Source organism: Pseudomonas sp. GNP013 (genome assembly GCF_054343995.1).
The window spans coordinates 925084-948108 of sequence record NZ_JBTGUT010000001.1 but is presented as its reverse complement, the minus strand read 5'-3'; the positions used below and the strand labels follow the sequence as shown (position 1 = coordinate 948108).

The following is a 23025-nucleotide window of genomic DNA, read 5'->3' as shown; positions in this document are numbered from 1 at the left end:
TAACGCCCGCACGTGCGCCAGCAAACCCTGATACCCCTGAATTCCACATAACCCGCCCCTTTGATTGGTTAGCCTCGTGGGCCCTGGCCCATCAGTGGCAAAGCGGGCATGGCGCGTTCCTCCCGCCGGCATTTCAAGGCATAACCTGATAGTCCGCTGGCGTTTTCCTACGCCCAGAAAAAAGCCCCTCAAAAAGAGGGGCTTTCTGTGGAGCGCTACCCCATCAGGTCATCTGGATGATGGTCTGCATGATGGTGCTCTGGGTGGAGATGGTCTTGGCGTTCGCCTGGTAGTTGCTCTGGGCCTTGATCAGGTCCACCAGCTCGTTGGTCAGGTTGACGTTGGAGTTCTCCAGGGAGTTGGACACGATTGAACCCAGGGTGCCGGATTGCGGGGTGTCGTAGCCCGGCTGGCCCGAGGCGAAGGTTTCTCTCCAGGTGGTGCTGCCCGCCGGCTGCAAACCTTGTTCGTTGTTGAAGCTGGCCAGGGAGAGCTGGCCGATGGCCTTGCTCTGCTGGTTGCTGAAGGTCGCGAACAGCACACCGTTGCCGTCGATCTTCAGACCCGTGATCTGGCCGGTCGCGTAACCGTCGGTGACCGGCGGGTTGCGGTAGCTGGCCGAGTTGTACTGCGTGATCGTGGCCATGTTGACGGCCACACCCGCGGCGTTGGCGGCAGCGCCGTTAGCCTTCCACACGCCATTGGTCACAGTGCCCGGCACCCAGTTGGAGATGGTCAACGTGGTGTTGGACGCCGTGCTCGGCGGGGTCACGATACCGGTGAGCTTGCCGGCGGTATCAAACGACAGCGTCGAGGCCACCGGGGCGACAGCACCGGTGCCCGTCGGCGCGCTGCCATCAGGGTTGCGACCATCGATCAAGGTGTAGGACTTCCACTGGTTGGAGTCCGACTTGACCATGTATTGCACCATGGCGTGGGAATTGCCCTGGGTGTCATACAAGGTGGTGCTGTATTGGGTGGTGAAGGTGCTGGTGTCGCTCGGGTTGAACGGCTTGGCCACCTGGTTGATCACAACCTCCGAGGAGTTCAGGTTACTGGCCGAATCGACTTTGCTGGAGGCTTTGGGCGGCAGGTTCGACAGGTTCAGTTGCAGGTCGGTCAGGCCGCCCTTGATGATCTTGCCGTTGTCATCCGCGGCATAACCTTGCAGGCGCGAGGTGCCGGTGTTGTTGGTGATGTAGCCGTCCTTGTCGGCACGGAAGGCGCCACTGCGGGTGTATTGCAAGGCACCGTCGCTGCCCTTCTGGATGAAGAAGCCGCCGCCCTGGATCGCCATGTCCAGGATGCCACCGCTGCCGTTCACGTCACCCTGGGTGAACTGCTGGGATACCGCCGCCAGGTTCACGCCGTTGCCGATGCTGTTCTGGCCGGTGCCCAGTTTGGACGCCGCGTAGATGTCGGCGAACTCCGCACGGGACGACTTGAAGCCCGTGGTCGCAACGTTGGCGATGTTGTTGCCGGTCACGTCCAGTTGTTTGTTGGCCGCATAGAGGCCGCTAAGGCCGATGTTAAAAGACATGTATTTCTCCTTGCACCGTAGTTAGCGGGCTCTATAAACCGATGGTCTGGATTTGCGACTGCTTGATACTGCTTCCGCCTGCCAGGTTGAGCAGCATTTCGCCGCCGGTCTGGCTCAGGGTCACGCTGGTCACCGTTGCCGGCAGCGAGGTGGCCAGGGCGACGGAATCACCCGCGTCATTCTTGGTGGTGGCCGTGAACGTGTAAGTCCCCGCAGCCGCAACCTCACCCTTGTCGTTCTTGCCGTCCCAGATAAAGCTCTGGGAACCGGCGCTTTGGGCGCCCATGTCGAGGGTGCGCACGGTGTTGCCGTCCTTGTCGGTGATCTTGACCGCGACATTGCCCACCGACGCCAGCACATTCACGGAGCCGGTCATGCTCTTGCTGGTGTCGACCAGCGTCTTGTCGGTCTGGGTGATCACCGAACGGCCCACCAGCGAAGACGCTTGCAGCGCCTGCGACGAGGTCACGTTGGTGGAAATCGCCTTGACCGAGTCGTTCAGGTTGTTGATGCCTTCAAGGCTGCTGAACTGTGCCAGTTGGGCCACAAACGCACCGTTGTCCTGCGGCGACAAGGGGTCCTGGTTTTTCAACTGGGTTACCAGCAGTTTCAGGAAAGCATCCTTGCCCATTGCCTGGCTGCCCGTCGCGCCTGCGGCGGCGTCAGTGAGGCTGGTGTTGTCCTGGGCGGTCTTGACCTTGGAATTGAAAAGGTCCTGGACTGCCGAGTTGTTTGACGTATCAACGATGGCCATTAGTTGGCGCCCCTTATCACTGACCCAGGGTCAGGACCTTCTGCATCATGGTTTTGGCGGTGTTCATCATTTCCGCGTTGGTCTGGAACGAGCGACTGGCCGAGATCATGTCCGCCATTTCCTCGACCACGTTGACGTTGGGGTAGTAGACATAACCCTTTTCGTTCGCAGCAGGATGGTTGGGCTCGTAACGCGCCTCGAGGTTGCTCTGGTCCTCGACCACACCCAGCACTTGCACGCCGGAGCCTGCATTGCCCTGATCCTGGAACAACGAATCGCTGCCGCCGCTCTGCCCACCCTGGAACATGGTGGCGAACACCGGGTGGCGAGCGCGGTAGGTCTGGTCAATGCTCGAAGACACGGTCTCGGCGTTGGCGATGTTACTGGCCACGGTGTTGAGGCGCGTGGTCTGGGCGCTCATGCCGCTACCGGCAATATTGAAAACACTGGACAGGGACATGGCTTACTCTCCACGCAGGGCTGACATCAGCCCTTTGAATTTGCTGTTGAGCAGGGTGAAGCTGGCCTGGAAGTTCACCGAGTTCTCGGCGTAGTTCGACTGTTCCAACTGAGCATCGACGGTGTTCTGGTCGATCGACGGCTGCATCGGCGTGCGATACAGCAACGACTCATCACCACTGCTCAGGCCTTGCGCTTCAATATGACGGCTGTTGGTCATGTTCAAAGCGAAGGTGCCGTTCTGGGTCTTGTCCTGCTGTGCGGCGAGCACGGCGGAGAAGTCCAGGTCCCGAGCCTTGTAGTTCGGGGTATCGGCGTTGGCAATGTTGTTGGCCAGGACTTCGGCACGCTTTGCGCGAAAGCCCAGGGCTTGTTCGTGAATACCGAGCGCTTTATCGAAGCTGATGCTCATGGCGGAAACCTTTAGGCTGACCTGCTGTTCGTAACAAGGTCATAGCAAGGCGCATGCCAATGTGCGCAAGGCCCGTAATTCAAGGGTTTGCGGGAACAGGTCTGGTAGCAATGCCAGAAAAGCGGCAACCGGCTTCCGCGTGGCGCCAGTAAAGCGGCAACGGTGCTTGCCGCTTTTACGCAGGGACGGCCACCCGTCAATACCCTCACTGAGTGGGCAAGAAGACACCACCGTTGGTCTTGACTGTCATTTCTGACAGTTGCGGTATCTGTCGCCTGGAGGCCTTATTCGGCGACCCCCTTAATGTGTGCCGCAGAGGTTTGAAATGTTGATTATCCCGCTGCCAAGATTCAACGAACAAAACTCAGCACCCACCCCTGCGGAGCTGAACACCCAACTTATTACCGGTCACTCCGCTGGACTGACTGCCGATTTCCCGGTTGAAAAGGACGACAGGGTCTTTCTGACCCTGAGCAGTACTGTGCGTGGTGGCGAGTTCAACCAGAGCTTTCAGATTGCCCAAAGCGCGCCCAAACTCGAATTTCTGATCCCTAAAAGTTTTGTAGAAGTCAGCGCAGGCACCCTCGTGCATCTGCTGCTGTCCATCAACCGCGCAAGGCTGCTCTCCGCTGCGCCAACCGCGCGAGTATTTATCAATCCCCTGCCCATCATCGTGCCGCCTCCTGCCACCGTATGGGATTTCAGCGATAACACGCTTCAAGGCTGGGTACCCCAGGGGCCCTACGTGGGCGGATTACTGCACGTTATTAACAGCAGCGTGGTGGTGGACCTGCTCATCAGCCAGCCGGTCAGCGCTCACATCATCACGCGTGCAGTACCGGTGACTGCGGGGCGCACTTACGATTTCAGCTTCGAGGTCATTGGCGGCTCTGCTGTCAGCGATGGCTCGGCCTTGTGCATGACGATGAACGGCAGCCGGATTGGCGCTGACGTAAAAAACATTACCCAGGCCCAACCACAGACCGGAACCGGGTCATTCACCGCCACCGCGACGACCAGCGTGCGGCTGGGCATTTTCAACCAGACGGTGCCCAGGGGGGCTCATCGCCTGTCCCTGAGCAATATCCGCATGACGCTCAGGCCCTGAGTACGGTTGGCTGAAGGGTCTCGTTTGCTGCGCGCATAAAAAACGGGAGGCCTTTGCAGAGCCTCCCGTTTTTTCAAGTGAACATCACTTGGCCTGGTAAATAATCCCGGGACTGCATTGCACCATCTGGTAATGATCCGGCAGACCGTTGAGTGCCTCCGAAGCACCGAGGAACAGATAGCCGCCGCGCTTGAGGGTGCCGTGGATGCGCAACAGAATGTCTTTCTTTACCTCGGCCGAGAAGTAGATCAGCACGTTGCGGCAAAACACCATGTCGAACTTGCCCAGGCTGGCGTAGCTGTCGAGCAGGTTGAACGAGCGAAACTCCACTCGGCTCTTGATCGGCGCCTTGACCGCCCAGCGTCCCGCGCCCTTGGGGTCGAAGAAACGCTGCAGCCGCTCCGGCGACAGGCCCCGGCCCAGGGCCAGACTGTCGTACTCACCGGTCTTGCAGTTGTTGAGCATGGTGCCGGACAGGTCGGTGGCGACGATCTGCGCACCGGCTTTCAACTGGCCGATATTGGTTCTTTCGAACTCATCGATGGCCATCGAGATCGAGTAGGGCTCCTGCCCCGACGAGCAGGCGGCCGACCAGATACGCAGACGCTGACCCGGGCTGGCCTTGATGGCTTCCGGCAGTACTTTGTTCTTGAGTACCTCGAACGGGTAGGTGTCGCGAAACCACAGGGTTTCGTTGGTGGTCATGGCATCGACCACCATTTCCTTGAGCCCGCTGCGCGGTTGGCCCTGGATGCGCTGCACCAACTCGCCCAGCGACTTGATACCCTGCAGCTCCATCAACTTGTTGAGGCGGCTGGATACCAGATATTGCTTGTTTTCACCGAGCAATATGCCACAGGCCTTTTCCAGGAAGACCCGGAACTGTTCGAAATCCAAATTACCCGTAGACAAAGATACCGCCTCTTAAATCGTGTGACCGCCAGGGGAAATCCCCTAGCCGTGATCTGCTGCCTTGATCCGGTCGACTACCCGGGATGCGAGGTCATCAGGGCGGAATTTGGCGAGGAAGTCATCGGCACCGACTTTCTTGACCATGGCCTGATTGAAAACACCCGACAACGAAGTATGCAGGATGATATGCAGTTTTTGCATGCGTGGATCGTTGCGTATCTCGGCCGTCAGGGTATAGCCGTCCATTTCCGGCATCTCGATGTCGGAAATCATCATCAGAAACTCTTCTTCCGGCTTCTTGCCCTCGTCCACCAGCTTGCGCAGGTAGTCCAGGGCCTGGCGACCATCATTGAGGGCCACCACTTCCACGCCGACAGTCTGCAGGCAACGGGTCACCTGCTTGCGCGCCACGGAAGAGTCATCCACGGTCAGCACGCGCAACGAAATCGCCTTGTGCGCCGTGTCGGCATCCACCACGCCCACCGAGATGGTTTCCGAGGTCGGTGCCACTTCGGCGAGGATCTTCTCCACGTCGATGATTTCCACCAACTGGTTATCGACCCGCGTCACTGCCGTGAGGTAGTGATCGCGACCGGTGCCCTTGGGCGGCGGATGGATCTCCTCCCAGTTCATGTTGACGATGCGCTCCACCGAGCGCACCAGGAAACCCTGGGTCTTGGTGTTGTACTCGGTGATGATCACGAACGGGTTCTGGCGGTCCTGCAACCCGGCGGCGCTGGTGGCCAATGCCAGGTCAAGAATCGGAATGGTCGCGCCCCGGATGTTGGCCACGCCACACACCACCGGGCTGGACTTGGGCATGATCGTCAGCTTGGGGCACTGCAGCACTTCTCGCACTTTAAACACGTTGATGCCATACAGCTGCTTGCCGTCCAGACGAAACAGCAGCAACTCGAGGCGATTCTGCCCTACCAGCTGTGTGCGCTGGTTTACTGAATCCATTACACCTGCCATGCCCAGACTCCTACGCTAAAACCTTTGGGGGTGCGACGCGCACTCCACTCTAAACGGCACGAGCTTTGCTATTTATTGGTCATGGACCTTAAAACGACAGTTTCCCGACGCCTTCCAACGTACCGCAGATTGCTTTGCGTCACGCTGGCATTGCTTGCCTTGGGCTCAGGCGCAGCGGCTCGCGCCGACAACGTCACCCTGCCTGATCTCCTTATCGGCGTCACTCAGGGCTTTCTTGAGTTCACTGTAGAAGATTATCTGGCGAGCACACAGACGCCCGGCCGTTATGAGATCGAAGTCAAGCAGCTCGACCCGCGTCTGCGTATGCCGATGTGCGACAAGGAATTGACAGCCAGCCTGGAAAGTCCGGCCCAGCCAATCGGGCGTGTAACGGTAAAAGTACGTTGCGAAGGCGCGTCGCCCTGGACCGTGTTTGTGCCGGCGCAGGTCAAATTGTTCCGCGAAGTGGTAGTCGTGGCGCGGCCGCTGAAACGCACCGGCATTATTGGTTTCGAGGATGTGGTGATGCGTGAACGCGACATCAGTCAGATCAGCCAGGGCTATCTGACCTCGGTCGACCAGGCCATCGGGCAGAAACTTACCCGACCGGTGGTCACCGACCAGGTGATAACCCTGGTGCATCTGGAGCAGGCCGAGGTCATCCGCAAGGGCGATCAGGTAGTGATCTCCGCCAGCAGCGGCGGGCTGAACGTAAGAATGCCGGGGGAAGCGCTGTCCAACGGCGGTATGAGTGAACAGATTCGGGTGAAGAACCTCAACTCCAACCGTGTGATCAAGGCGCGCGTAACGGCGCCCGGGCAAGTGGAGGTGGCTTTATAGAACACTGGTACAGGACGCCGGGTTTTCCTACACTGTGGGCCAGACGCCTGCGCGCGCAGTTTTATTGTCAATCGAGCCTAAAGTTTGTTTGGGTATGGCCGAAAACATGGCAAGCGTCCAAATACCCAGAGGTTTTTTATCATGGTCATCGATTTCAGCCGTTTAAATAACTCCCCGGCGTTGCCAGGTACTACGCGCACCAGCGGCACCAAGGAAAGCGCAGAAGCCAAGGCCCAGCCAGCGCCTGCCGCGAAGACGGAACAGGCCAGCGCCAGCCAGAGCGGGGAATCCGTACACTTGAGCAATGAGGCTCAGCAGTTGCAGAAGGTCACTGACTCGCTGCGCGACCAACCGGTTGTCAACAAGGCCCGCGTGGCCGAATTGAAACAGGCGATCGCCGATGGCAGCTATAAAGTCGACAGCAACCGCGTAGCCAGCAAGCTGCTTAATTTCGAAGCCGAGCGCTAGGCACTGGCCTGCGCCGGGCTTTTGGACGCTTAAACCCCAAGGCCTGCCATGCACCACGACGAAACCTTGCTTGAACTGATCATCGATGATCTGGCGCCGACGCAACAATTGCTCGAGCTGCTCAAAGAAGAATCCCTGGCCCTCTACGGTCGGGACATGCCCTTGCTCGAAGAAATCCTGGCGCGCAAACAATCGTTGATTGTCCTGCTCGAACAGCACGGCAAGAAGCGCAGCCAGATTCTCACCAGCCTCGGCCTGCCGGCCGACCACGACGGTCTCGCCCAGTTGGCCAGCCATTCCTCGGTCGGTGATCAACTGCTGGAGCAGAGCAAAGTGCTCAATCAATTGCTCACCCAGTGCCAGGAAGCCAACCTCCTCAACGGCCAGTCGATCCAGCTGCAGCAAGCTACGACCGCCAACCAGTTGCGCATACTTCATGGCGGTGAGCCACCTGCGCTGTACAACGCTCAGGGTTCCACCTCCCGCCTGGTCAAACCCAGTACCCGTAGCCAAGCCTGACGCTGGTTTGCAGCGCGGCCTATCCAAGGCGCGCCACATACTGGCAAAATGCCGGTTCTTGCGAGTAGTCGTATATTGTCTGGAGATGGAAGAACCGTGTTCAACGCCCTTAATGCGGAAGATGCCCCGCAGCCACCCAAGGTGCTCACCACGCCTCTGGAAATCGCCAGCACGTTGCGGATGCTGCAAGAAAGTCATGACCCGCTGATCATCACCTTCCACGAACGCAGCCAGCGCTTCCAGAGCTACCTGGTGGACGTGGACCGCGACGGCAAAATTCTGGTCATGGACGAAATGATCCCGCGTGACGGCGAGCGCCACCTTGAAAGCGGCGAACCCTTTCGCATCGAGGGCTTCCACGATGGCGTGCGTGTCGCTTGGGAAAGCAAGGGCACCCTCACAATCAGCGAGAAAGACGGCCACCGTATCTATACTGGCAGCATGCCGGACGAGGTGGTTTATCATCAGCGCCGCAACGCCTTCCGCGCCGCGCTGAAGCTGGCGCAACTGGTGAACATCGAGCTGGGTGGCGAAAGGCTCAAATTTCCGGTCAACGGAAAACTGCTGGATATCTCCGCTACCGGCTGCAAACTGCGCTTTGAAGGCGACATCTCCGAGCGTTTGCAACTGGGCCAGGTGTACGACCGGTTTATCGCCGCCCTGCCCTTTGGCAGCATGACTACCTCCGTCGAGTTGCGTCACCTGCATTTCGAAGATCGTATCAATACCACCTTCGCCGGCGTGCGCTTTCATAACATGAGCGGGCTGGTGCAGCGTCAGGTCGAACGGTTTGTGTACCAGCTGCAACGTGAAGCACGTCGGTTCGACAAGGACGACGATTTCTGACAAGCGAATCACGACAAAAAACGGGCAGATCCTGATGGGATCTGCCCGTTTTTGTTTTCAGGGGCGCGCCCTGCTCAGGTCATGAGGGTGTTCGTCCGGGTCCACTGGTTCCGCGGGTTCCTCAGCGCCTGGCTCGTCAACCGGTGACGGCGACTCGGGCTCAGGCTCAGTATCTGCAACCGGCGTCTGCATCTGTTCCTGCACCACCGCCTCGTCCACGCGCGGATCCAGCGCAGCCACCAGTGGCGAGCTGGACATGCTGTCGGGCATCGCTACGTGGTGCAGCGGCGCATCGTCCACCTGATGCAGGTTGGTCACCGCCTTCGGCCGGATACGCCATACGAGGACCAGGGCACACAGGCTGAAAAACGCATACAGCATGTGGCTGCCAAACATCTTCATGACCACACCGGCCAACAGCGGCCCGATGCTGGCACCGACGCCGTAGGTCACCAGTAGCATGGCCGTCAGCGACACACGACGATCACCCTCGACATGATCATTGGAAAACGCCACGGCCAGCGGATACAGGCAGAACTGCACCAGCGAACAGAAAAAGCCAGCAACGAACAACACTTCCAGAGGCACCCTGGTCATGATCGCCAGCGGCAATGCCGCCACCGCCAGGCACAAGGCGAAACAGCGGATCAGCAGCGCGCGGTCATAGCGATCCGACAACCAGCCCAACGGCCACTGCACCAACAACCCGGCGAAAATGCACGAGCCCATGAACAGGCCGACCTGTTCGGTGGTCAGCCCCTGCTGAGATGCATATAGCGGCGCCAAGCCGTAGAACGAACCGACGATCAACCCGGCCCCCAGCACTGTGCTCAGTGACTGTGGCACGCGCTTTATAAAGAAGCGCGGCTCCATCGGTGCCGGGTGCAGGGGTGCCGGGTGAATGCGGCGCGTCATGGCCACCGGCACCAGGCACAGGGCAAAGCACAAAGCCACCAGCATCAGCAGTTCCAGACCGAGCGCGGGATGCATCACTAGAATCAACTGACCCAGTACCAGCCCCAGGTAGGACGCGATCATATAACCACTGAACACCAAGCCACGCTGTTTGGCCTCGGCCTGTTCATTGAGCCAACTCTCGATGACCATGTATTGGCACATCATGCCCAGGCCCACAATGACCCGCAGCACGATCCAGGCCGGCAACCAGTTGATCAGGCCATGGCCCAGCACAGCCGCACCGACGATGCCGGCACAGGTGGCGTAGGCACGAATATGCCCGACGCGCGCAATCAGGCGGTGCCCGATCTTGCCACCCAGCACCAGGCCGAAATAGTTGGCCGCCATCAAGGCGCCCACCCACAGGCTGTCGACATGGTCGGCCGCGAGGCGCAGTGCCAGGTAAGTACTGAGCAGGCCTGAGCCGATCAGCATCATCAAAGAGGCGAAATAAAGGGCTCGAAAAGATTTCCAGATTTGGCGCATCGGCGTTCCGAGCGGCTCCTTGCAGTAGGGTCAGGGCTAGCGGAATGATAGTCCCGCATCGCCGAATCCGGACAGGCGATACGCGCTGTTTGCGGAGATTAATGTGTTCAACATGATTAACTACAGCTCAGACGCCGCGCGAGCGCATGGAAGGTACACCTTTAAGAGAAATACAGGATGCCCCTGCTGTGAACCCGGATCAGTGCCAAGGTTCGACTGGATCCGCGCCGAGCGCGCACAAAAAAGCCCCGCCAGCCAAATGAGCTGCGCGGGGCTTTGAATCTGGTGTCCCAGGGCCGGTTCGAACGGCCAACCTTCCCCTTAGGAGGGGCATATCAAGCCCAGCCATCACTGGGCAACCCCAGCTTTTATTTGGCATCAGCGTCCGGTTGTGTCCGTAAAAACGACCCCGTATAGTTCTTTTTGCACCCACCACGCACCCATGGAAGCAAATTGAAAGAGAAGCTAACAACCAAACTGCTGGGATCGCTGCAGGTCACTGGCAATGAATACGAAGTTCACGATACCACGGTCGGCGGTCTATTCGTGCGCGTTACCGCCGCCGGCGCAAAGTCTTACGTCGTCTCCTGGGCCCGTGGCCGCAAGAAGACTTTAGGCCGTGTAGGCATTCTCACGCTTGATCAAGCGCGCACAGAAGCCACTCAGTACCTCGCAGAAGCCCGATCACATGGAGAGCCTCTGGCTGTCACTCAAGGCAGACGGGGCGCCACCCTACCCTCCTTGCGCGACTTCATTGAAGACACATATATGCCGTGGTTCAAGACTCACCACAAAGGCCACGAGAAGACACAACACACCCTCAGCAATAACTTTGAAGCAATCATGTCCCAACGCCTGCACGCGATCACCGGGCGAGATCTGGAGCAAATCCGCACCGCCTGTATGCAAGCCGGCAACAAAGCATCGACGGTGAATCGAAAAATGGGCTCGATCAGTGGTGTTTTCAGTCGTGCCGTTGAGTGGGAGTACATCGACACACATCCCCTGGCAAAGCTGAAACAGCTCAAAGTCGACTCAAAGGGGGTAGTTCGCTACCTGGCTGTTGACGAGACAAAGCGCCTACGCGGCGCCCTGGACGCTAGACAGGATGAGATTAGGGCTGAGCGCGAGAGTGCAAACAATTGGCGCACGGACCGCCACAGAGAGCTGCTGCCAAGCCTACTGCAACTGACCTTCACCGATCACCTGAAGCCAATGGTGTTGGTATCGTTGAATACCGGCATGAGGCGCGGAGAGCTGTTCGACCTGAAATGGTCAGCGGTGAATTTCGACACCAAGACAATCACAGTCATTGGGGCCACCACCAAGACAAGCGATACGCGCCACATCCCGATGAACAAAGAGACTATTGGTGTGCTGGAAGCCTGGAAGAAGCAGGTGAAAAAATCGTCATATGTGTTCCCTGGCCAGGACGGCGGTCGCTTTGAAGACGTGAAAAGCGCTTGGCTCAAGTTACTTGAGCGGGCGCAGATCGAAGGGTTCCGCTGGCACGATATGCGTCACGACTTCGCTTCACGCCTCGTGATGGCCGGCGTACCGCTCAACACGGTAAGGGATCTGCTGGGGCACGCCGATATTAAGATGACACTACGATATGCCCATCTGGCGCCGGAAACAAAAGCCGCTGCGGTTGAACTCATTTAGCCAGAGAGTGAGCTCGCATACTTTTGTAATCGGCATAGCCCGGCTGAAGTGGCTTGTTGTTCGAGAGGAACCTCACGTATTCCTCAACAATCGGCCATTCCCTCTCCACTAACGCAAGGTTCACGCGAGGTTGCATTCGCGGTTCAAAGCCAAACGTATCTGTGGAACCGTTTAGATCCCCAAAAACATCGAATTCCCCGTCGAAATACTTATCGCCGTTGATAAACATAGCGACCATCGACAGCTCCTCGCCAGCAAAATCAGGCCCCAGAGTTCCAGCGCGTAATTTGTAAAGCGTTTCATTCTCCGACCAGATCGCCGCGAATGCGACCATGAAACTGACTTTCTCCATTTTTTTTTGCGGAGTTTTAAACGGATTAGGAATGACTCTGTCATTCATCCCATTCTCAAGGCATGACTCTAGGATCTTTACGATTTTCTCGTTTCGCGAGACTGCCAGCAACTCCAGCGCTGCTTTGAGGTAAGGGTCGACCCTAGCTGATAAAACCGCCTTCTTTGAACGATTAGCCATTTTCCCTCCTCGGAACGTCCACAATATTTTTGCTTGCAGATCGTGTTACTTACAAATAGGATGTTTACGTCCGGACTAGTATCGTACAGTCCGCTCCACCGATCAAGGACAGGCAAGCTAATGAACAATCCCGAACACATTTCCCCCCTTGCAGTTAGCGTTGAAGACGCAGCCCGCGTGGTTGGCTATTCAAGATCAGGCGTTTATGAGCTCATCGCTGCGGGCGACCTTAAAGCTTTCAAACTCGGACGGCGGCGTCTGATTCTGATGACCGAGCTCAAGGCGTGGATTGAACGCGCAGCAAAGGAAGGATCAAGGTGAGCGCGTCGTTATTCGAGGGAGCAAATCTGCAAACAACTCTCTCGCGTAGCGTAGCTCTATACCTGTCCCTCGAAGAAAAGGGTGTCGAGTCAGTGTTCGTACCACTGACTCGACTGTCACACAGCAAATCTGAGCAGACTGCAATGCAACCTTCTAAGCATATCACCATAAATCTGGTAGACCATATGGGGGTAATTCTTGATCAACGCAGAATGTCGAACACGACACGAGTAGTTGACCTTGAAGTCCTTCGTTGCTGTGGCGCCTATAAAATTCAAGTGCCGCTCAACCCCCTCAACAAGCAAGATTATAAATACGCCGAATGGGTGGACTCAAACGCCCTAACGACCAGATATGAAAATCTGAGAGTCTTTGGGGGTGCCCAATGAGCATGCTCCCAGGCTTTGCACTACCCGAGGATCTGCTCTGCGTCAGCCAAGACGCCGAAGCCGGTCTGCCTATCGACGCCATCACCTGTGCGCTCGACCGTGCCGATTCAGTTCTCATGCTGTTGGAAGATCACTTAGACGGCGATAAACCACTGCTGTCCAACCGCGTGTTGTCGTCTGTTATTTGGGACGTGCGCGGCACCTTGGGTTTGATCAAAACACTCACCATGTACGGTGATGCCTCTTCTGTGCCGATGGGCCAGAACGGCGGTGCGCTATGACCCACTCCAGCACTCGTGGACGCTCCGAGTTTTCTCCTGCCAACGGTAACGGCCAAAACCTGTTTCGGGTGAATGCCGGTATCCCGCTGGAAGACGCACTTGAAGCCGTCTCCCAAATTCTGCATCACGCCAATCAACTGATTCTTGACGCCGCCATCAGCGATGCGGGTGAGCGCTTTAGTTGGCCTGCGTTCTACCTCGGCGAGATGGCCAAGGCACTGATCGACGACGTGAACGAGGCATTGCTTGAGTCGAGGATCGCACCGTGACTCAGCGCACCGGCAACACCTCAAAACGTCCGAGCTTTGCCGACGTAAAAAGCACTGCCCTGAAGAACATAGACCGTGTGCTTGCTCACTGGCTGCCAAACGGCAAACGCGTCGACGGAGGCAAGGAATACACCGCACCAAACCCGACGCGCACGGACAAACGCGCAGGCTCACTCAAGGTCAATTTGAGCAAAGGCACCTGGGCAGATTTTGCCACCGGCGATAAGGGCGGTGACCTGATCGACCTTGTGCGTTACATCGACGGCGGCACGGACGTTGAGGCCTGTAAAAAACTGGCAGATCTGCTCAGCGTTTCCGCAGGATCTGCAATCACCAAAAGCCTACCGGCCAAGAGCGCTGCGCCGGAGTGGGTTGCGATTCGACCGATCCCGGCCGAGGCCATGAACAAGTGCCCAACCAAACACCGGCAGCATGGTGTTCCGTCCAAAGTGTGGATCTACCGCGATGCGCAGGGCCAACCGGTGATGGCACTGTATCGCTTCGACCTGGGCCTCGAGGATAACGGTAAGCCGCGAAAGGTCTTTGCGCCTTTGACCTGGTGCAAGCGCTCCGATGGGCAAACCACACAATGGCGCTGGCAAGGATTGCCCGAGCCTCGGCCACTGCTTCGTCTGGATGAGCTGACAGAGCACGCCGATGCGCCGGTCGTGCTGTGTGAAGGCGAGAAAGCGGCTGACGCCGCCGCCGAACTGATGCCCGACTACGTAGCCACCTGCTGGCCAAACGGCTCGAACTCCTGGCACAAGGCCGATCTGACGCCGCTCAAGGGGCGTACCGTAGTGCTGTGGCCGGATAACGACGCCAGCGGCAATAACTGCATGGAGGCCATCGAGCTCAGGTTGATTGAGCTGGGCGCCGCTTCAGTGCAACGAATCTCGCTCGACGTGTTCAATCGCAAGCCCAGCAGCAAAGGCGGCAGGCCGACGCTCATCAAGGGTGGAAAATGGGCGGACGGTGACGATGCAGCGGATGCGCTAGCCAAAGGTTGGACCCCAGGCCACGTCGCCGAGCTGGTGCGCAACGGCGAGTTTTTCGGCAGTGCTGCTGAGCCCACTGGGTCTCAAGAACAGAAGGCCAAGACGCCCGCTAAACGCCCTGCGAAATCGAAAAATGATCTGTTGCCGGGCGGCTTTCGCCTGACGCCTGAAGGAGTGTTTTATTCCGGCGATGATGGTGAGGCACGCCCCGTGTGTTCGCCTCTCGAAATCATCGCTCGCACTCGCGACGACAAGGGCCACAACTGGGGCTTGTTGGTTGAGTTCGATGACCCGGACGGCGCTAAAAAACGTTGGAACATTCCAGCCCGAACCATGACCGGCGACTTCGGCAAGGACGTTCTCGGTCCACTGGTAGACATGGGCCTACGCCTTGCCGGAAGCCGATCAGGGCGCAATGCCCGCAACGACCTACAAAGCTACCTCGGCGGCTTCGACAGCGCCCAGCGCGCACGTTTGGTGACGCGCCTGGGCTGGCACGACAATGCGTTTCTATTGCCCGAACAGCAAATTGGCTCACACGCCGAACACCTGCATTTTTATGAAGCCGGTGCGCAGTTGCCACCCATTAGCGAGGCAGGCTCTCTGGAGCAATGGCAGCAGCAAATCGGTGCGCTGTGCGTTGGCAACCACCGCTTGGCGTTTGTCGTCTCTGTGGCCTTCGCAGGGCCTTTGTTGAGCCTGCTCGGTCATGAGTCAGGCGGCTTCCATCTCTACGGCGACAGTTCCGGGGGCAAGACCACCCACCTGCAAGTTGCTGCTTCGGTTTATGGCGGGCCGCGCTTGGTGCGTTCGTGGCGCTCGACCGATAACGCCTTGGAGTCCATTGCTGCTGCACACTCAGACGGCCTCCTGGTGCTGGATGAAATCGGCATGTGCGACCCGCGCATTATTGGCGAGACGGTTTACATGCTCGGCAACGGCACCGGTAAGGCCCGGGCGAATGATCGAGGGCAAGCAGGCCGACAGGTGCAGGAGTGGCGTTTGCTGTTTCTCTCGACGGGCGAGAAGACGTTGGCGCAGCACATGGCGGATGCCAACAAGGAGCTGAAAGCCGGCATGGAGGTGCGCATGCTGGCCGTGCCAGCGGATGCCAGCAAAGGGCTAGGCATGTTCGATGTGCTGAACGGTTTTGAAGACGCCGCCGCCCTCTCCGATGCGCTCAAGGCCCGTGTAGCCAAATACTACGGCACGCCCCTCACAGCCTTCCTAAACGCACTGTGTGCGCCAGGGGAAATGTTCAGATGGTCGGTGATTGTGCGGCGCACGGTGGAACAGTTCATCACCCAAAACTTGCCCGCCTCGGCGAGTGGGCAAGCCCAACGAGCCGCCCTTCGCTTCGGTCTCGCAGCAGCGGCGGGAGAGTTGGCCACGGCCTTCGGCGTCACCGGCTGGCCCGACGGTACAGCGACGACCGCAGCACGGGTATGTCTTCATGCATGGCTGACCGAACGCGGCGGCGCCGGGAACTTGGAGGGCGACGCGATCTCGGCGCGCTTGCGTCAGGTTATAGAGCGCTTTGGCGAAAGCCGCTTCACCCGCTGGGAATCTACCGCTGCAAAGATCGATGAGCACGGGCCGCGCACGATTGATCGGTTGGGCTTTCGCAAGACCCTGGAACACGGCATGGGCGACGCCCTGCACACCACCAACACCTATTACGTTTTGCCTGAAGCCTGGCGTGCCGAAATCTTCAGAGGCATGAACATAAGCGCTGTGAATAAGGAGCTGCTGCAACGGGGAATGCTCGAACCGGGAAGCGATGGCAAGCCGTACAGCTTGATTCGTCTACCTGGGTTAGGGCCTCAGCGCTGCTATGTGGTGAAGACAGTTCCAGGAAAGGACGAACGCGAGGCAAAAGCCGCCTAGCTGTAAGCCTACTGATCGAGGTAGCGCCGGCTCACTCCCGGCCTCGCCAGCCGCTCAACAACCATGCCTATCAAACGTAGTGCCCAGAGATAATACAGATGAACACTATCCAAGAACTGAAAGACCGCCGCGACACACTGACCCTCGAAATGGAGAGCATTCAGCGCGACTTGGCACCGTTCGAAGAAGCGCTGGAAAGCCCGGAGGTCATCCAGCAGGGCCGTCAACGAGCCGTGCAGGATGAAATCAACGATCACAAAAGACGCATCGACTCGCGAAATCTGGAGATCCGCAACCTGAATCAAAAGATTCATCGCCTTGAGACATTGGCAAACCGTGAGAGCTTGGCTGCGGGCTATCTCAGCGATATGGCGAACTGGAAAGCAGACGAGATGGAACTCAACGAGAAGCGCAGCAGCATCGAGACCCGATTGCAGCAAGTCCGCCAGAGCGCACATGAAGACATGGCAAAGGCTCGACAAGCTGAAACGGATGCAGCCACCGCCTATGCGCAGGCTGTAGCCTGGGGCGATGTGGAAGGTGAGAAAGCTGCTAATGCTGAAGCTCAAAAAGCAGCAAAAAATCTCACGGCTGCGGTTGAGCATAACCGCCGCCAACAGTTACTGATTACCGCCCTGGAGCAGGAGCTGGTGACGATTGATCAGCACATCACGGAGGCACAAAAAGAACGCGCCAAGATCGAGAACAAAGCGGCTCACCTGGCGAATACTGTGCTGGAAGAACAATGGAACGAGGCAGCGAAAGCACTGCTAGAGACCGGCGGCAAGCTGTGGGCTGCACGGCAACTGATTAGTCGAGACCCGATTGCACTGATGAAGCTGGATATCCCTGAACAGGGCGAGCACTTCGGAAGCTGGACCTGGCGAGAACTCGTGGATCGCTCACATCAGCACAGCCTGCTTAACCTCCTGGCGGCGTAACCTAAAACCTCCCCGAAGCAACCAGCAAAGGCGGTTGCTTCGGGCCCACCACCGGTCTAACCATGGATAAACCACCACAGAACAATGCTCAGATGCCTGAATACCTAAAGGCACGCAAGCTTCACTTGAGAGGGATAATTGCCGTCATAGCTGGCATGAAAAAACTCAACGCAAGAGCAAACAAAGACACCAAGGTTGAAACGCTCACGATTGATGCAATCAAGGCAGAGCTTGATTTCATTGACCTTCAGCTCAAAAGAAAGGCTGGCTAAAGTAGAGGTGGAAGCACCGAAAGCTTCCACTTCACTGAATTACGACATCACAGAATGAGTTCAACACGGTACGCTTCAAGCCAATAACGGGCCGTCGAATAAGGAATGCCCCCCGGCTAAAGACAGTCGCTCAAGATTAAGAATATACCCTCCCTCTTGATTAACCGATTTTTGCTAAGTAGCAATCCATCTCGGTTGTGAGTCGAAGGACCGCTAGACTGAGTACTGCTAGAAATCTCCGGCCCGTCCAACATAGCATGCAAAAGAACAATGTCGATTGCATGCTGCCACTCACGGCCGCTCAGCAGCCTTCAACCAATCGACTACACCATTGACACCGAGTGAAAGTAACGTGTCCTGTACTCCCACAACGCGTTGCAGCATCATGCCACAGTCAGATTCCTCTCGTTCCTCTGCTTCGGCAAAGAGCCGAGTCATAAGTTGGGTAAGACTATTTTGGTGATCAAATAAATGTCTTTTTGCATGACGGACATAAGCCAAATATCGTTCGGCTGCACTCAGAGCTTGCTCTGGATCGATTTGAACTATGGCGTTAAGCCACTCATGAATTCCAAACATACGATGATGTCTATTCTCGCCATCTTCATCATTTTCAAACACAGAAAAACAGCTATCAATTAGCTCTATCGGAATAGAAACCGCATCGGCTTTGTCGTCAAAAATGTGAGCCATTTCCTCAGCAACGCCTAGAGCAAGGGGGCCGCCTGTGTTCAGGCCTGATTTTATACCGGCAAGACACTGCTCTCGGTTCTGTCGGATATTCTCATCATTAGTCCAGACGGTTGCTGCACCACGCCAAGCGTTTGAATCCCCCAAAGCGTTCAAGTCTACTAAGAGTTCAGCAAAACTGACGCGCTGAATCATGGCAGATAGAGCCGAAATACGCCCCCATGTTTCGAGGCCTTTACCGTACCCATTGCTGCGAAGACTTCCTAGCAGCGGCCCTACCACTTCGAAATGATTATAATAGGAATAATAAAGACATGGCTCAGCGACTTGCCAAAGCTCTTCTTTATCTTGCATAGCAAGATGAAACAACTCCCACCCCAGATCGAAACAATTACTTTGGAAATACGGCAGACGACGTAAAATCAAGGCTCGAATAGCAGGATGTTCGTCACTAGCAAAAAGACGCAAAGCTGGCACTAGCGATTCAGGAAATTCAATGCCTCGCTTTAGAAAATTATTAGCTAAGATCATCAAGGCATCAGAAATGTCTCCCTTTGCCATGTTGATTCCTAGATCTATTAAATCTACACCATCGCCCTCGATTGGATCAGTCTCATGAAGCCCCACAAAGCCGTTGGCTAAAGATATGAGTCGTGATGCCTCCTTCGCATCCTGAATGACGTTTGCACAAGCTTCAAGTGCTTTGGCAGCTGTGCGCTGGTGGTGCCATTCAGCTGGATGACGCTCCAGCTCATCATAAATCTGGGATACCAAAAGGGTGGCCTGAGGATCTTCGACCGATCGCCAAGAATCGCTTGCGCGTAAGTTCCCATAACTGTAAGCCAGATATCTAGCGACCCCATCCATAATATCATCACGAAAACTTTCTGGAATCACTGACCAATTGTTAGACAAAAACCCCAAGAACCGAGAGGGGCTGCGAGATGAAGCCTCTTGCAATTGCGAGCCAACCTGACGCTCACCGCCGGTAAGAAAATCAGCCCCATGCCAATTTGAATAACCGTTATAGTGCGCTAGTAACCTTAGTACCCCGGTATCGCTTACTTCTAAAAAAACTTCGAATGGAAATGGTGCGCTTACTATACCGCCAGACGAACGGATTTTTGGCTGGCGCACCAGTCCGCCTGCTTTTTCCTCATATGAATCTAAAACCGCTTGGATTTCTGGTGATCGGAGGTAGCAAGGAATAGGTAGGATAAACTCTGCCTGAGCTCTCAATACCCACAATTTCGAATCCTCGCCAACTTCTTCGTTCCAAACGGTTAAAATATTCCGCATCACTGCATCTTGAACCGATACGGCAAAAAAATTAAATGCTGCTTGTATCAATGAACCTAGCTCATAAGACAATTCAAACTCTAAAATTTTTCTATCACACAACATATCAGCTATCAGTTCAATGTTGGCCGCTGGCGAGGCTGTGCAGGCGAGTACACCGAAATATAACAACGCTCCTTCGTGATTAAAGCAAAGACGCCTGCGATTTTTTTGCCACCAAGCTGAGTTGTTCTTTGCTTGATGCAAAATAGCCCTCTCAACTGCACAAAGTAGAACATTCATGCTGCTAGTATGATTCGCATCTCTTTGGCTATGCAAATCTTCATATGAGGTCTCGTTTAGAAAACAACTTCTATAGCCTATACGAGTATTACCATAGCGTAAGCTGCGAGCACTGCTCCACTGTTCGATTGAATCTATTGCCAAATCCAGCAAGGCAATAGATTTCATCATACGTTTTTCGATGAACTTTTCGTTCTGCCCCCCTCCAAACTCATGCTTTTGGCAACGCAACTTATTACTAAGCCTAAATTTAAGTAAATCCTCGTCTTTGATTTCTCCTGCGACATACCGCCAGAGCAAGGCATCTTCAGCTACTCCAGCGTCAACACATTTAGCAACGACCCGGCCAAGAAAACTATGCTCAGATAGCGGCATATCGATAAGCTGCTCCAACAAGGGAGCAACCAAGGCCATATTTTCCGATTTAATTTCAGAAAGATGGATTCCAATTCGCTCAGCAATTTCACTCTTATCAATCCAACCTAGCGAGAGAGCATCCATCCAGAATGACAGCACACCCACACAATCTTCATTGCTCCATTGCGCAATACGATAAGCATGCCCCATTAGTCCGTCAGAATCCTGAGTAAACTTTAAAGCAGGAATCAAGTGCTTTAGCCAGTACCGATGCCATTCAATTGAATTCGCCAAGCCATAGATCACCTGAAAGATATCGCGATTTTTTTCGCGCAAATCACGAAGCAATGGCCAGTCTTCTTCCTGCGGGACCTGTTCGGCGAATGATTCCGCTACTAAACGTCTAATATGGAAGGCCGCACTACCCGTCAAGACGGACCTTAGCTGGCTTCTAAACTCACGGCGTTCGCCTATTGCCAACTGCGCGACAAAACTTCGAATACTAGGACGGACAAAGGGAACAGGCGGCAAACTATGTATGAATTTATTTAAAGTTATGCCAGTTCGCACAACCCCACTTATAACCAATACATCCAAGAGTGTCTGATGCCCGAATGTCAGCTTTCCATCCTGAGTCTCCCGCAGAACATTTAAACTGCAAAGTTTTCGCTGAATATCCTGAGATGCCGAAAACCGCTGATGTGGAATCGTCAAACTTCTTAACTTCAGCATTTCTGAGGCTGTGGCTTCAATTGCTCTTATTGCAACGTCCCCTAGAGAGTTGTCAGCTCGAACAATTTTATCGAGGTAACGTTGGGCAAGTGCCTGGCTAGTCACAACATTGAAACTACCGCCTCTTTGGGCCAGCTCGACAAACAATGCAAGCTCACGTGGATTTTTTATCAGTATGCGTGTTGCATCGTCAATGACTTCAGTAGCAATCCCCAGTGAATGAAGCAAAGGCGCAACGTCCGCATCCCAGTCCATTGGTTTGCACTTCAACTCACAATCCCATTGTCGCTCTGCAATTCTCCGATCGTACTGCCTATCGAAATCACGGCAAGCTGTAACGACAGAAATATTAGGAATCAACAGCAGCCGGTCTATTTGCGCAAGGAAATATTGAAGAACGCGATGATCCCGAGCGATGGATAGCACATCCAAAGAATCAATTACCACAATCACCTGGGCGTTTTCAGCCAACCGAGCTGCCTTTTCTACCCAGTGTACAGATAGGCCTTGAGCTAGACGATCTTCTGATGTGGCCAAGTCGGCGAACTCACGGGACTGGATAAAGAGTGACACAATGCCGGAATCAGTTTCTGCCCGTTTTTCCAGTGTTTCTTGTAACTCAAGCATCACGCAGGTTTTACCCGATCCCGGAAGGCCCGTGAGCAAAATTGATCTTTTTTTATCACTAATTGATACGAGTAGCTCGTCCAGAATGGTATTGGAGAAACGTTGCCCCGCTATATCTCGTCGCCACGACCTGCCAATAGCAGATGTATTGGTAAAGGAAAGACGCACCTCAGCAAGATCCATTGGAGGAACTATCGTCGCCCCTGCCTTTTTAAGAATGGTTTTGAGATCACTTTTAGTTAATCGATGCTGCGCAGCTGCGGTTACACCATCGCTACCTGTTCTCGCACCTAGTTGATCGAGACTAGCCCAAAGCGCTGTAAATGCAGAGTCAGTATTGCTCACCAAATTGCGTAACCGCTCGCGAAGCAGCTCTTCCATACGACTTAGCTCATCGCTGGCGACAAAATTAGTTCGGCTCAGAAATTCATATACGGAGATACTGGAGGATAGTTTTTGTAGCAAATCAGAAAAACTTTTATCTACTATTTTGTGCTCCTGACTTAAACTCGCCAAGTAACTTTCTTCGTTATGCTGGGTGGTACTATGCTCCCTTAGTTTTGCGAGAGATCCAAAATTGCTTCTTGAGTAGAAACGAACATTTACATTTGAATCATCTTCCAACAAACTGGCGGCTTTTTCCAACTCATCCGCAAGGTCGCTTATTGACCAAGCCTTAAAATCAGTCTGATTTTTTTTACACTGACAAGCAATCAACGTACCGTCAGCCTTGCCTACCACTATGTCATCTACTGAATAATTTATCGAATCTATTTCGAGCCATTGATAGTCCTCATCGGACATTACTGTCAATGCCCAATCAAATGCCACCAACGTCTGGTAAATGTCACCCCGATTGGAACGAATGCCGGCGATGCTCATATATTTCTCCTATCGGAGGACATCACCCCCGCAATTTAGTACCGATAACTTTATACAACAACTGACTGTCAGCTATTTAGTCAAAATCCAAACCCATCAATCAACAGCTTCAAACGCCGGAAAAGTGAAGGGTTTAGTATAGGCCTACCAATTGTCTGAGACCAACAACAGGATGTGGATACTGATCATTGATCGTGTAACAGCCATCTTGCTACGCCGCGAATTTCGCCTAATGTCCCTGATCCACTTCTAACCTATTAATCCATCAAGTCGCATACTTATGGCACGCAATTGAGCGGAGGAAAAAACGAAACTGTAAACAGGA

21 protein-coding genes are annotated in these 23025 nt (G+C 55.2%); 12 read left to right on the top strand and 9 right to left on the bottom strand.

Features of this window, described 5'->3' with window-relative positions:
- Positions 1-223 precede the first annotated feature (223 nt).
- The 4 genes from flgE to flgB are packed head-to-tail and all read right to left on the bottom strand — an operon-like array spanning position 224 to position 3165.
- Complete coding sequence (gene flgE, locus ACXX81_RS04385) at positions 224-1540, bottom strand: flagellar hook protein FlgE (RefSeq protein WP_458571271.1); 1317 nt, start codon at positions 1538-1540, stop codon at positions 224-226.
- 31 nt (positions 1541-1571) lie between these two features.
- Positions 1572-2294: a flagellar hook assembly protein FlgD gene (locus ACXX81_RS04380; RefSeq protein WP_209983982.1), complete on the bottom strand. Its 723-nt coding sequence runs from the start codon at positions 2292-2294 to the stop codon at positions 1572-1574.
- A gap of 16 nt (positions 2295-2310) precedes the next feature.
- Positions 2311-2754 (bottom strand): flagellar basal body rod protein FlgC, encoded by a 444-nt coding sequence (gene flgC / locus ACXX81_RS04375; RefSeq protein ID WP_003233500.1) that lies wholly within the window; start codon positions 2752-2754, stop codon positions 2311-2313.
- A 3-nt stretch (positions 2755-2757) separates the two neighbouring features.
- The gene (flgB, locus tag ACXX81_RS04370) at positions 2758-3165 is read right to left on the bottom strand and encodes a flagellar basal body rod protein FlgB (protein WP_003233501.1); all 408 of its coding nucleotides are present in this window, start codon (positions 3163-3165) and stop codon (positions 2758-2760) included.
- Positions 3166-3490: 325 nt separating this feature from the next.
- On the opposite strand from flgB, the gene ACXX81_RS04365 reads away from it, so the two are divergent.
- Positions 3491-4273 carry a hypothetical protein gene (locus ACXX81_RS04365; protein WP_458571270.1) on the top strand — a complete coding sequence of 261 codons (783 nt, stop codon included), beginning with the start codon at positions 3491-3493 and terminating at the stop codon, positions 4271-4273.
- Between the two features lie 84 nt (positions 4274-4357).
- Here the strand turns inward: ACXX81_RS04365 and cheR are convergent, their stop codons facing one another.
- On the bottom strand, positions 4358-5185 hold the full coding sequence (gene cheR, locus ACXX81_RS04360; protein WP_209983985.1) for a protein-glutamate O-methyltransferase CheR: 828 nt from the start codon (positions 5183-5185) through the stop codon (positions 4358-4360).
- Positions 5186-5227: 42 nt separating this feature from the next.
- Positions 5228-6160: a chemotaxis protein CheV gene (locus ACXX81_RS04355; protein ID WP_057010069.1), complete on the bottom strand. Its 933-nt coding sequence runs from the start codon at positions 6158-6160 to the stop codon at positions 5228-5230.
- 81 nt (positions 6161-6241) lie between these two features.
- Between ACXX81_RS04355 and flgA the strand changes: the two genes are divergently transcribed.
- The 4 genes from flgA to ACXX81_RS04335 all read left to right on the top strand — a co-directional run bounded on the left by flgA (position 6242) and on the right by ACXX81_RS04335 (position 8833).
- Positions 6242-7000 carry a flagellar basal body P-ring formation chaperone FlgA gene (flgA, locus tag ACXX81_RS04350; RefSeq protein WP_209983988.1) on the top strand — a complete coding sequence of 253 codons (759 nt, stop codon included), beginning with the start codon at positions 6242-6244 and terminating at the stop codon, positions 6998-7000.
- Between the two features lie 141 nt (positions 7001-7141).
- Entirely contained in the window at positions 7142-7468 is a 327-nt protein-coding gene (gene flgM, locus ACXX81_RS04345; RefSeq protein WP_003233506.1) for a flagellar biosynthesis anti-sigma factor FlgM, read from the top strand.
- 48 nt (positions 7469-7516) lie between these two features.
- Entirely contained in the window at positions 7517-7987 is a 471-nt protein-coding gene (locus ACXX81_RS04340; RefSeq protein ID WP_458571269.1) for a flagella synthesis protein FlgN, read from the top strand.
- A gap of 96 nt (positions 7988-8083) precedes the next feature.
- Positions 8084-8833, top strand: a complete 750-nt coding sequence (locus ACXX81_RS04335; RefSeq protein WP_209983992.1) for a flagellar brake protein — start codon at positions 8084-8086, stop codon at positions 8831-8833.
- 57 nt (positions 8834-8890) lie between these two features.
- Here the strand turns inward: ACXX81_RS04335 and ACXX81_RS04330 are convergent, their stop codons facing one another.
- Entirely contained in the window at positions 8891-10276 is a 1386-nt protein-coding gene (locus tag ACXX81_RS04330) for an MFS transporter (protein ID WP_322214295.1), read from the bottom strand.
- Positions 10277-10729: 453 nt separating this feature from the next.
- Between ACXX81_RS04330 and ACXX81_RS04325 the strand changes: the two genes are divergently transcribed.
- The gene (locus ACXX81_RS04325) at positions 10730-11941 is read left to right on the top strand and encodes a site-specific integrase (RefSeq protein WP_458571268.1); all 1212 of its coding nucleotides are present in this window, start codon (positions 10730-10732) and stop codon (positions 11939-11941) included.
- Here ACXX81_RS04325 and ACXX81_RS04320 read toward each other — a convergent pair.
- Positions 11934-12473 carry a hypothetical protein gene (locus ACXX81_RS04320; protein ID WP_458571267.1) on the bottom strand — a complete coding sequence of 180 codons (540 nt, stop codon included), beginning with the start codon at positions 12471-12473 and terminating at the stop codon, positions 11934-11936. The two genes, ACXX81_RS04325 and ACXX81_RS04320, sit on opposite strands and share 8 nt — an antisense overlap.
- A gap of 120 nt (positions 12474-12593) precedes the next feature.
- On the opposite strand from ACXX81_RS04320, the gene ACXX81_RS04315 reads away from it, so the two are divergent.
- The 6 genes from ACXX81_RS04315 to ACXX81_RS04290 all read left to right on the top strand — a co-directional run bounded on the left by ACXX81_RS04315 (position 12594) and on the right by ACXX81_RS04290 (position 17831).
- A complete protein-coding gene (locus ACXX81_RS04315) occupies positions 12594-12794 on the top strand; it encodes a helix-turn-helix domain-containing protein (protein WP_048363505.1) in 201 nt (66 codons plus the stop codon).
- 385 nt (positions 12795-13179) lie between these two features.
- Positions 13180-13464 (top strand): hypothetical protein, encoded by a 285-nt coding sequence (locus ACXX81_RS04310; RefSeq protein ID WP_458571266.1) that lies wholly within the window; start codon positions 13180-13182, stop codon positions 13462-13464.
- Positions 13461-13733, top strand: coding sequence for a DUF3077 domain-containing protein (locus ACXX81_RS04305; protein WP_003187533.1), 273 nt, complete (start codon positions 13461-13463; stop codon positions 13731-13733). The genes ACXX81_RS04310 and ACXX81_RS04305 overlap by 4 nt, the downstream gene beginning before the upstream one ends.
- Positions 13730-16618: a DUF927 domain-containing protein gene (locus ACXX81_RS04300; RefSeq protein WP_458571265.1), complete on the top strand. Its 2889-nt coding sequence runs from the start codon at positions 13730-13732 to the stop codon at positions 16616-16618. Before ACXX81_RS04305 ends, ACXX81_RS04300 begins: the two co-directional genes overlap by 4 nt.
- A gap of 98 nt (positions 16619-16716) precedes the next feature.
- Positions 16717-17559 carry a coiled-coil domain-containing protein gene (locus tag ACXX81_RS04295; protein ID WP_458571264.1) on the top strand — a complete coding sequence of 281 codons (843 nt, stop codon included), beginning with the start codon at positions 16717-16719 and terminating at the stop codon, positions 17557-17559.
- A gap of 62 nt (positions 17560-17621) precedes the next feature.
- Complete coding sequence (locus ACXX81_RS04290; RefSeq protein WP_458571263.1) at positions 17622-17831, top strand: hypothetical protein; 210 nt, start codon at positions 17622-17624, stop codon at positions 17829-17831.
- Positions 17832-18122: 291 nt separating this feature from the next.
- Here the strand turns inward: ACXX81_RS04290 and ACXX81_RS04285 are convergent, their stop codons facing one another.
- The gene (locus tag ACXX81_RS04285) at positions 18123-22700 is read right to left on the bottom strand and encodes an AAA family ATPase (protein ID WP_458571262.1); all 4578 of its coding nucleotides are present in this window, start codon (positions 22698-22700) and stop codon (positions 18123-18125) included.
- Positions 22701-23025: the final 325 nt, after the last annotated feature.

Bases quoted from the DNA above. Each gene is read 5' to 3' on its own strand.
- flgE (WP_458571271.1), bottom strand. From the start codon at position 1,540: ATGTCTTTTAACATCGGCCTTAGCGGCCTCTATGCGGCCAACAAACAA.
- ACXX81_RS04380 (WP_209983982.1), bottom strand. From the start codon at position 2,294: ATGGCCATCGTTGATACGTCAAACAACTCGGCAGTCCAGGACCTTTTC.
- flgC (WP_003233500.1), bottom strand. From the start codon at position 2,754: ATGTCCCTGTCCAGTGTTTTCAATATTGCCGGTAGCGGCATGAGCGCC.
- flgB (WP_003233501.1), bottom strand. From the start codon at position 3,165: ATGAGCATCAGCTTCGATAAAGCGCTCGGTATTCACGAACAAGCCCTG.
- ACXX81_RS04365 (WP_458571270.1), top strand. From the start codon at position 3,491: ATGTTGATTATCCCGCTGCCAAGATTCAACGAACAAAACTCAGCACCC.
- ACXX81_RS04355 (WP_057010069.1), bottom strand. From the start codon at position 6,160: ATGGCAGGTGTAATGGATTCAGTAAACCAGCGCACACAGCTGGTAGGG.
- flgA (WP_209983988.1), top strand. From the start codon at position 6,242: ATGGACCTTAAAACGACAGTTTCCCGACGCCTTCCAACGTACCGCAGA.
- flgM (WP_003233506.1), top strand. From the start codon at position 7,142: ATGGTCATCGATTTCAGCCGTTTAAATAACTCCCCGGCGTTGCCAGGT.
- ACXX81_RS04340 (WP_458571269.1), top strand. From the start codon at position 7,517: ATGCACCACGACGAAACCTTGCTTGAACTGATCATCGATGATCTGGCG.
- ACXX81_RS04330 (WP_322214295.1), bottom strand. From the start codon at position 10,276: ATGCGCCAAATCTGGAAATCTTTTCGAGCCCTTTATTTCGCCTCTTTG.
- ACXX81_RS04320 (WP_458571267.1), bottom strand. From the start codon at position 12,473: ATGGCTAATCGTTCAAAGAAGGCGGTTTTATCAGCTAGGGTCGACCCT.
- ACXX81_RS04315 (WP_048363505.1), top strand. From the start codon at position 12,594: ATGAACAATCCCGAACACATTTCCCCCCTTGCAGTTAGCGTTGAAGAC.
- ACXX81_RS04310 (WP_458571266.1), top strand. From the start codon at position 13,180: ATGAGCATGCTCCCAGGCTTTGCACTACCCGAGGATCTGCTCTGCGTC.
- ACXX81_RS04305 (WP_003187533.1), top strand. From the start codon at position 13,461: ATGACCCACTCCAGCACTCGTGGACGCTCCGAGTTTTCTCCTGCCAAC.
- ACXX81_RS04295 (WP_458571264.1), top strand. From the start codon at position 16,717: ATGAACACTATCCAAGAACTGAAAGACCGCCGCGACACACTGACCCTC.
- ACXX81_RS04290 (WP_458571263.1), top strand. From the start codon at position 17,622: ATGGATAAACCACCACAGAACAATGCTCAGATGCCTGAATACCTAAAG.
- ACXX81_RS04285 (WP_458571262.1), bottom strand. From the start codon at position 22,700: ATGAGCATCGCCGGCATTCGTTCCAATCGGGGTGACATTTACCAGACG.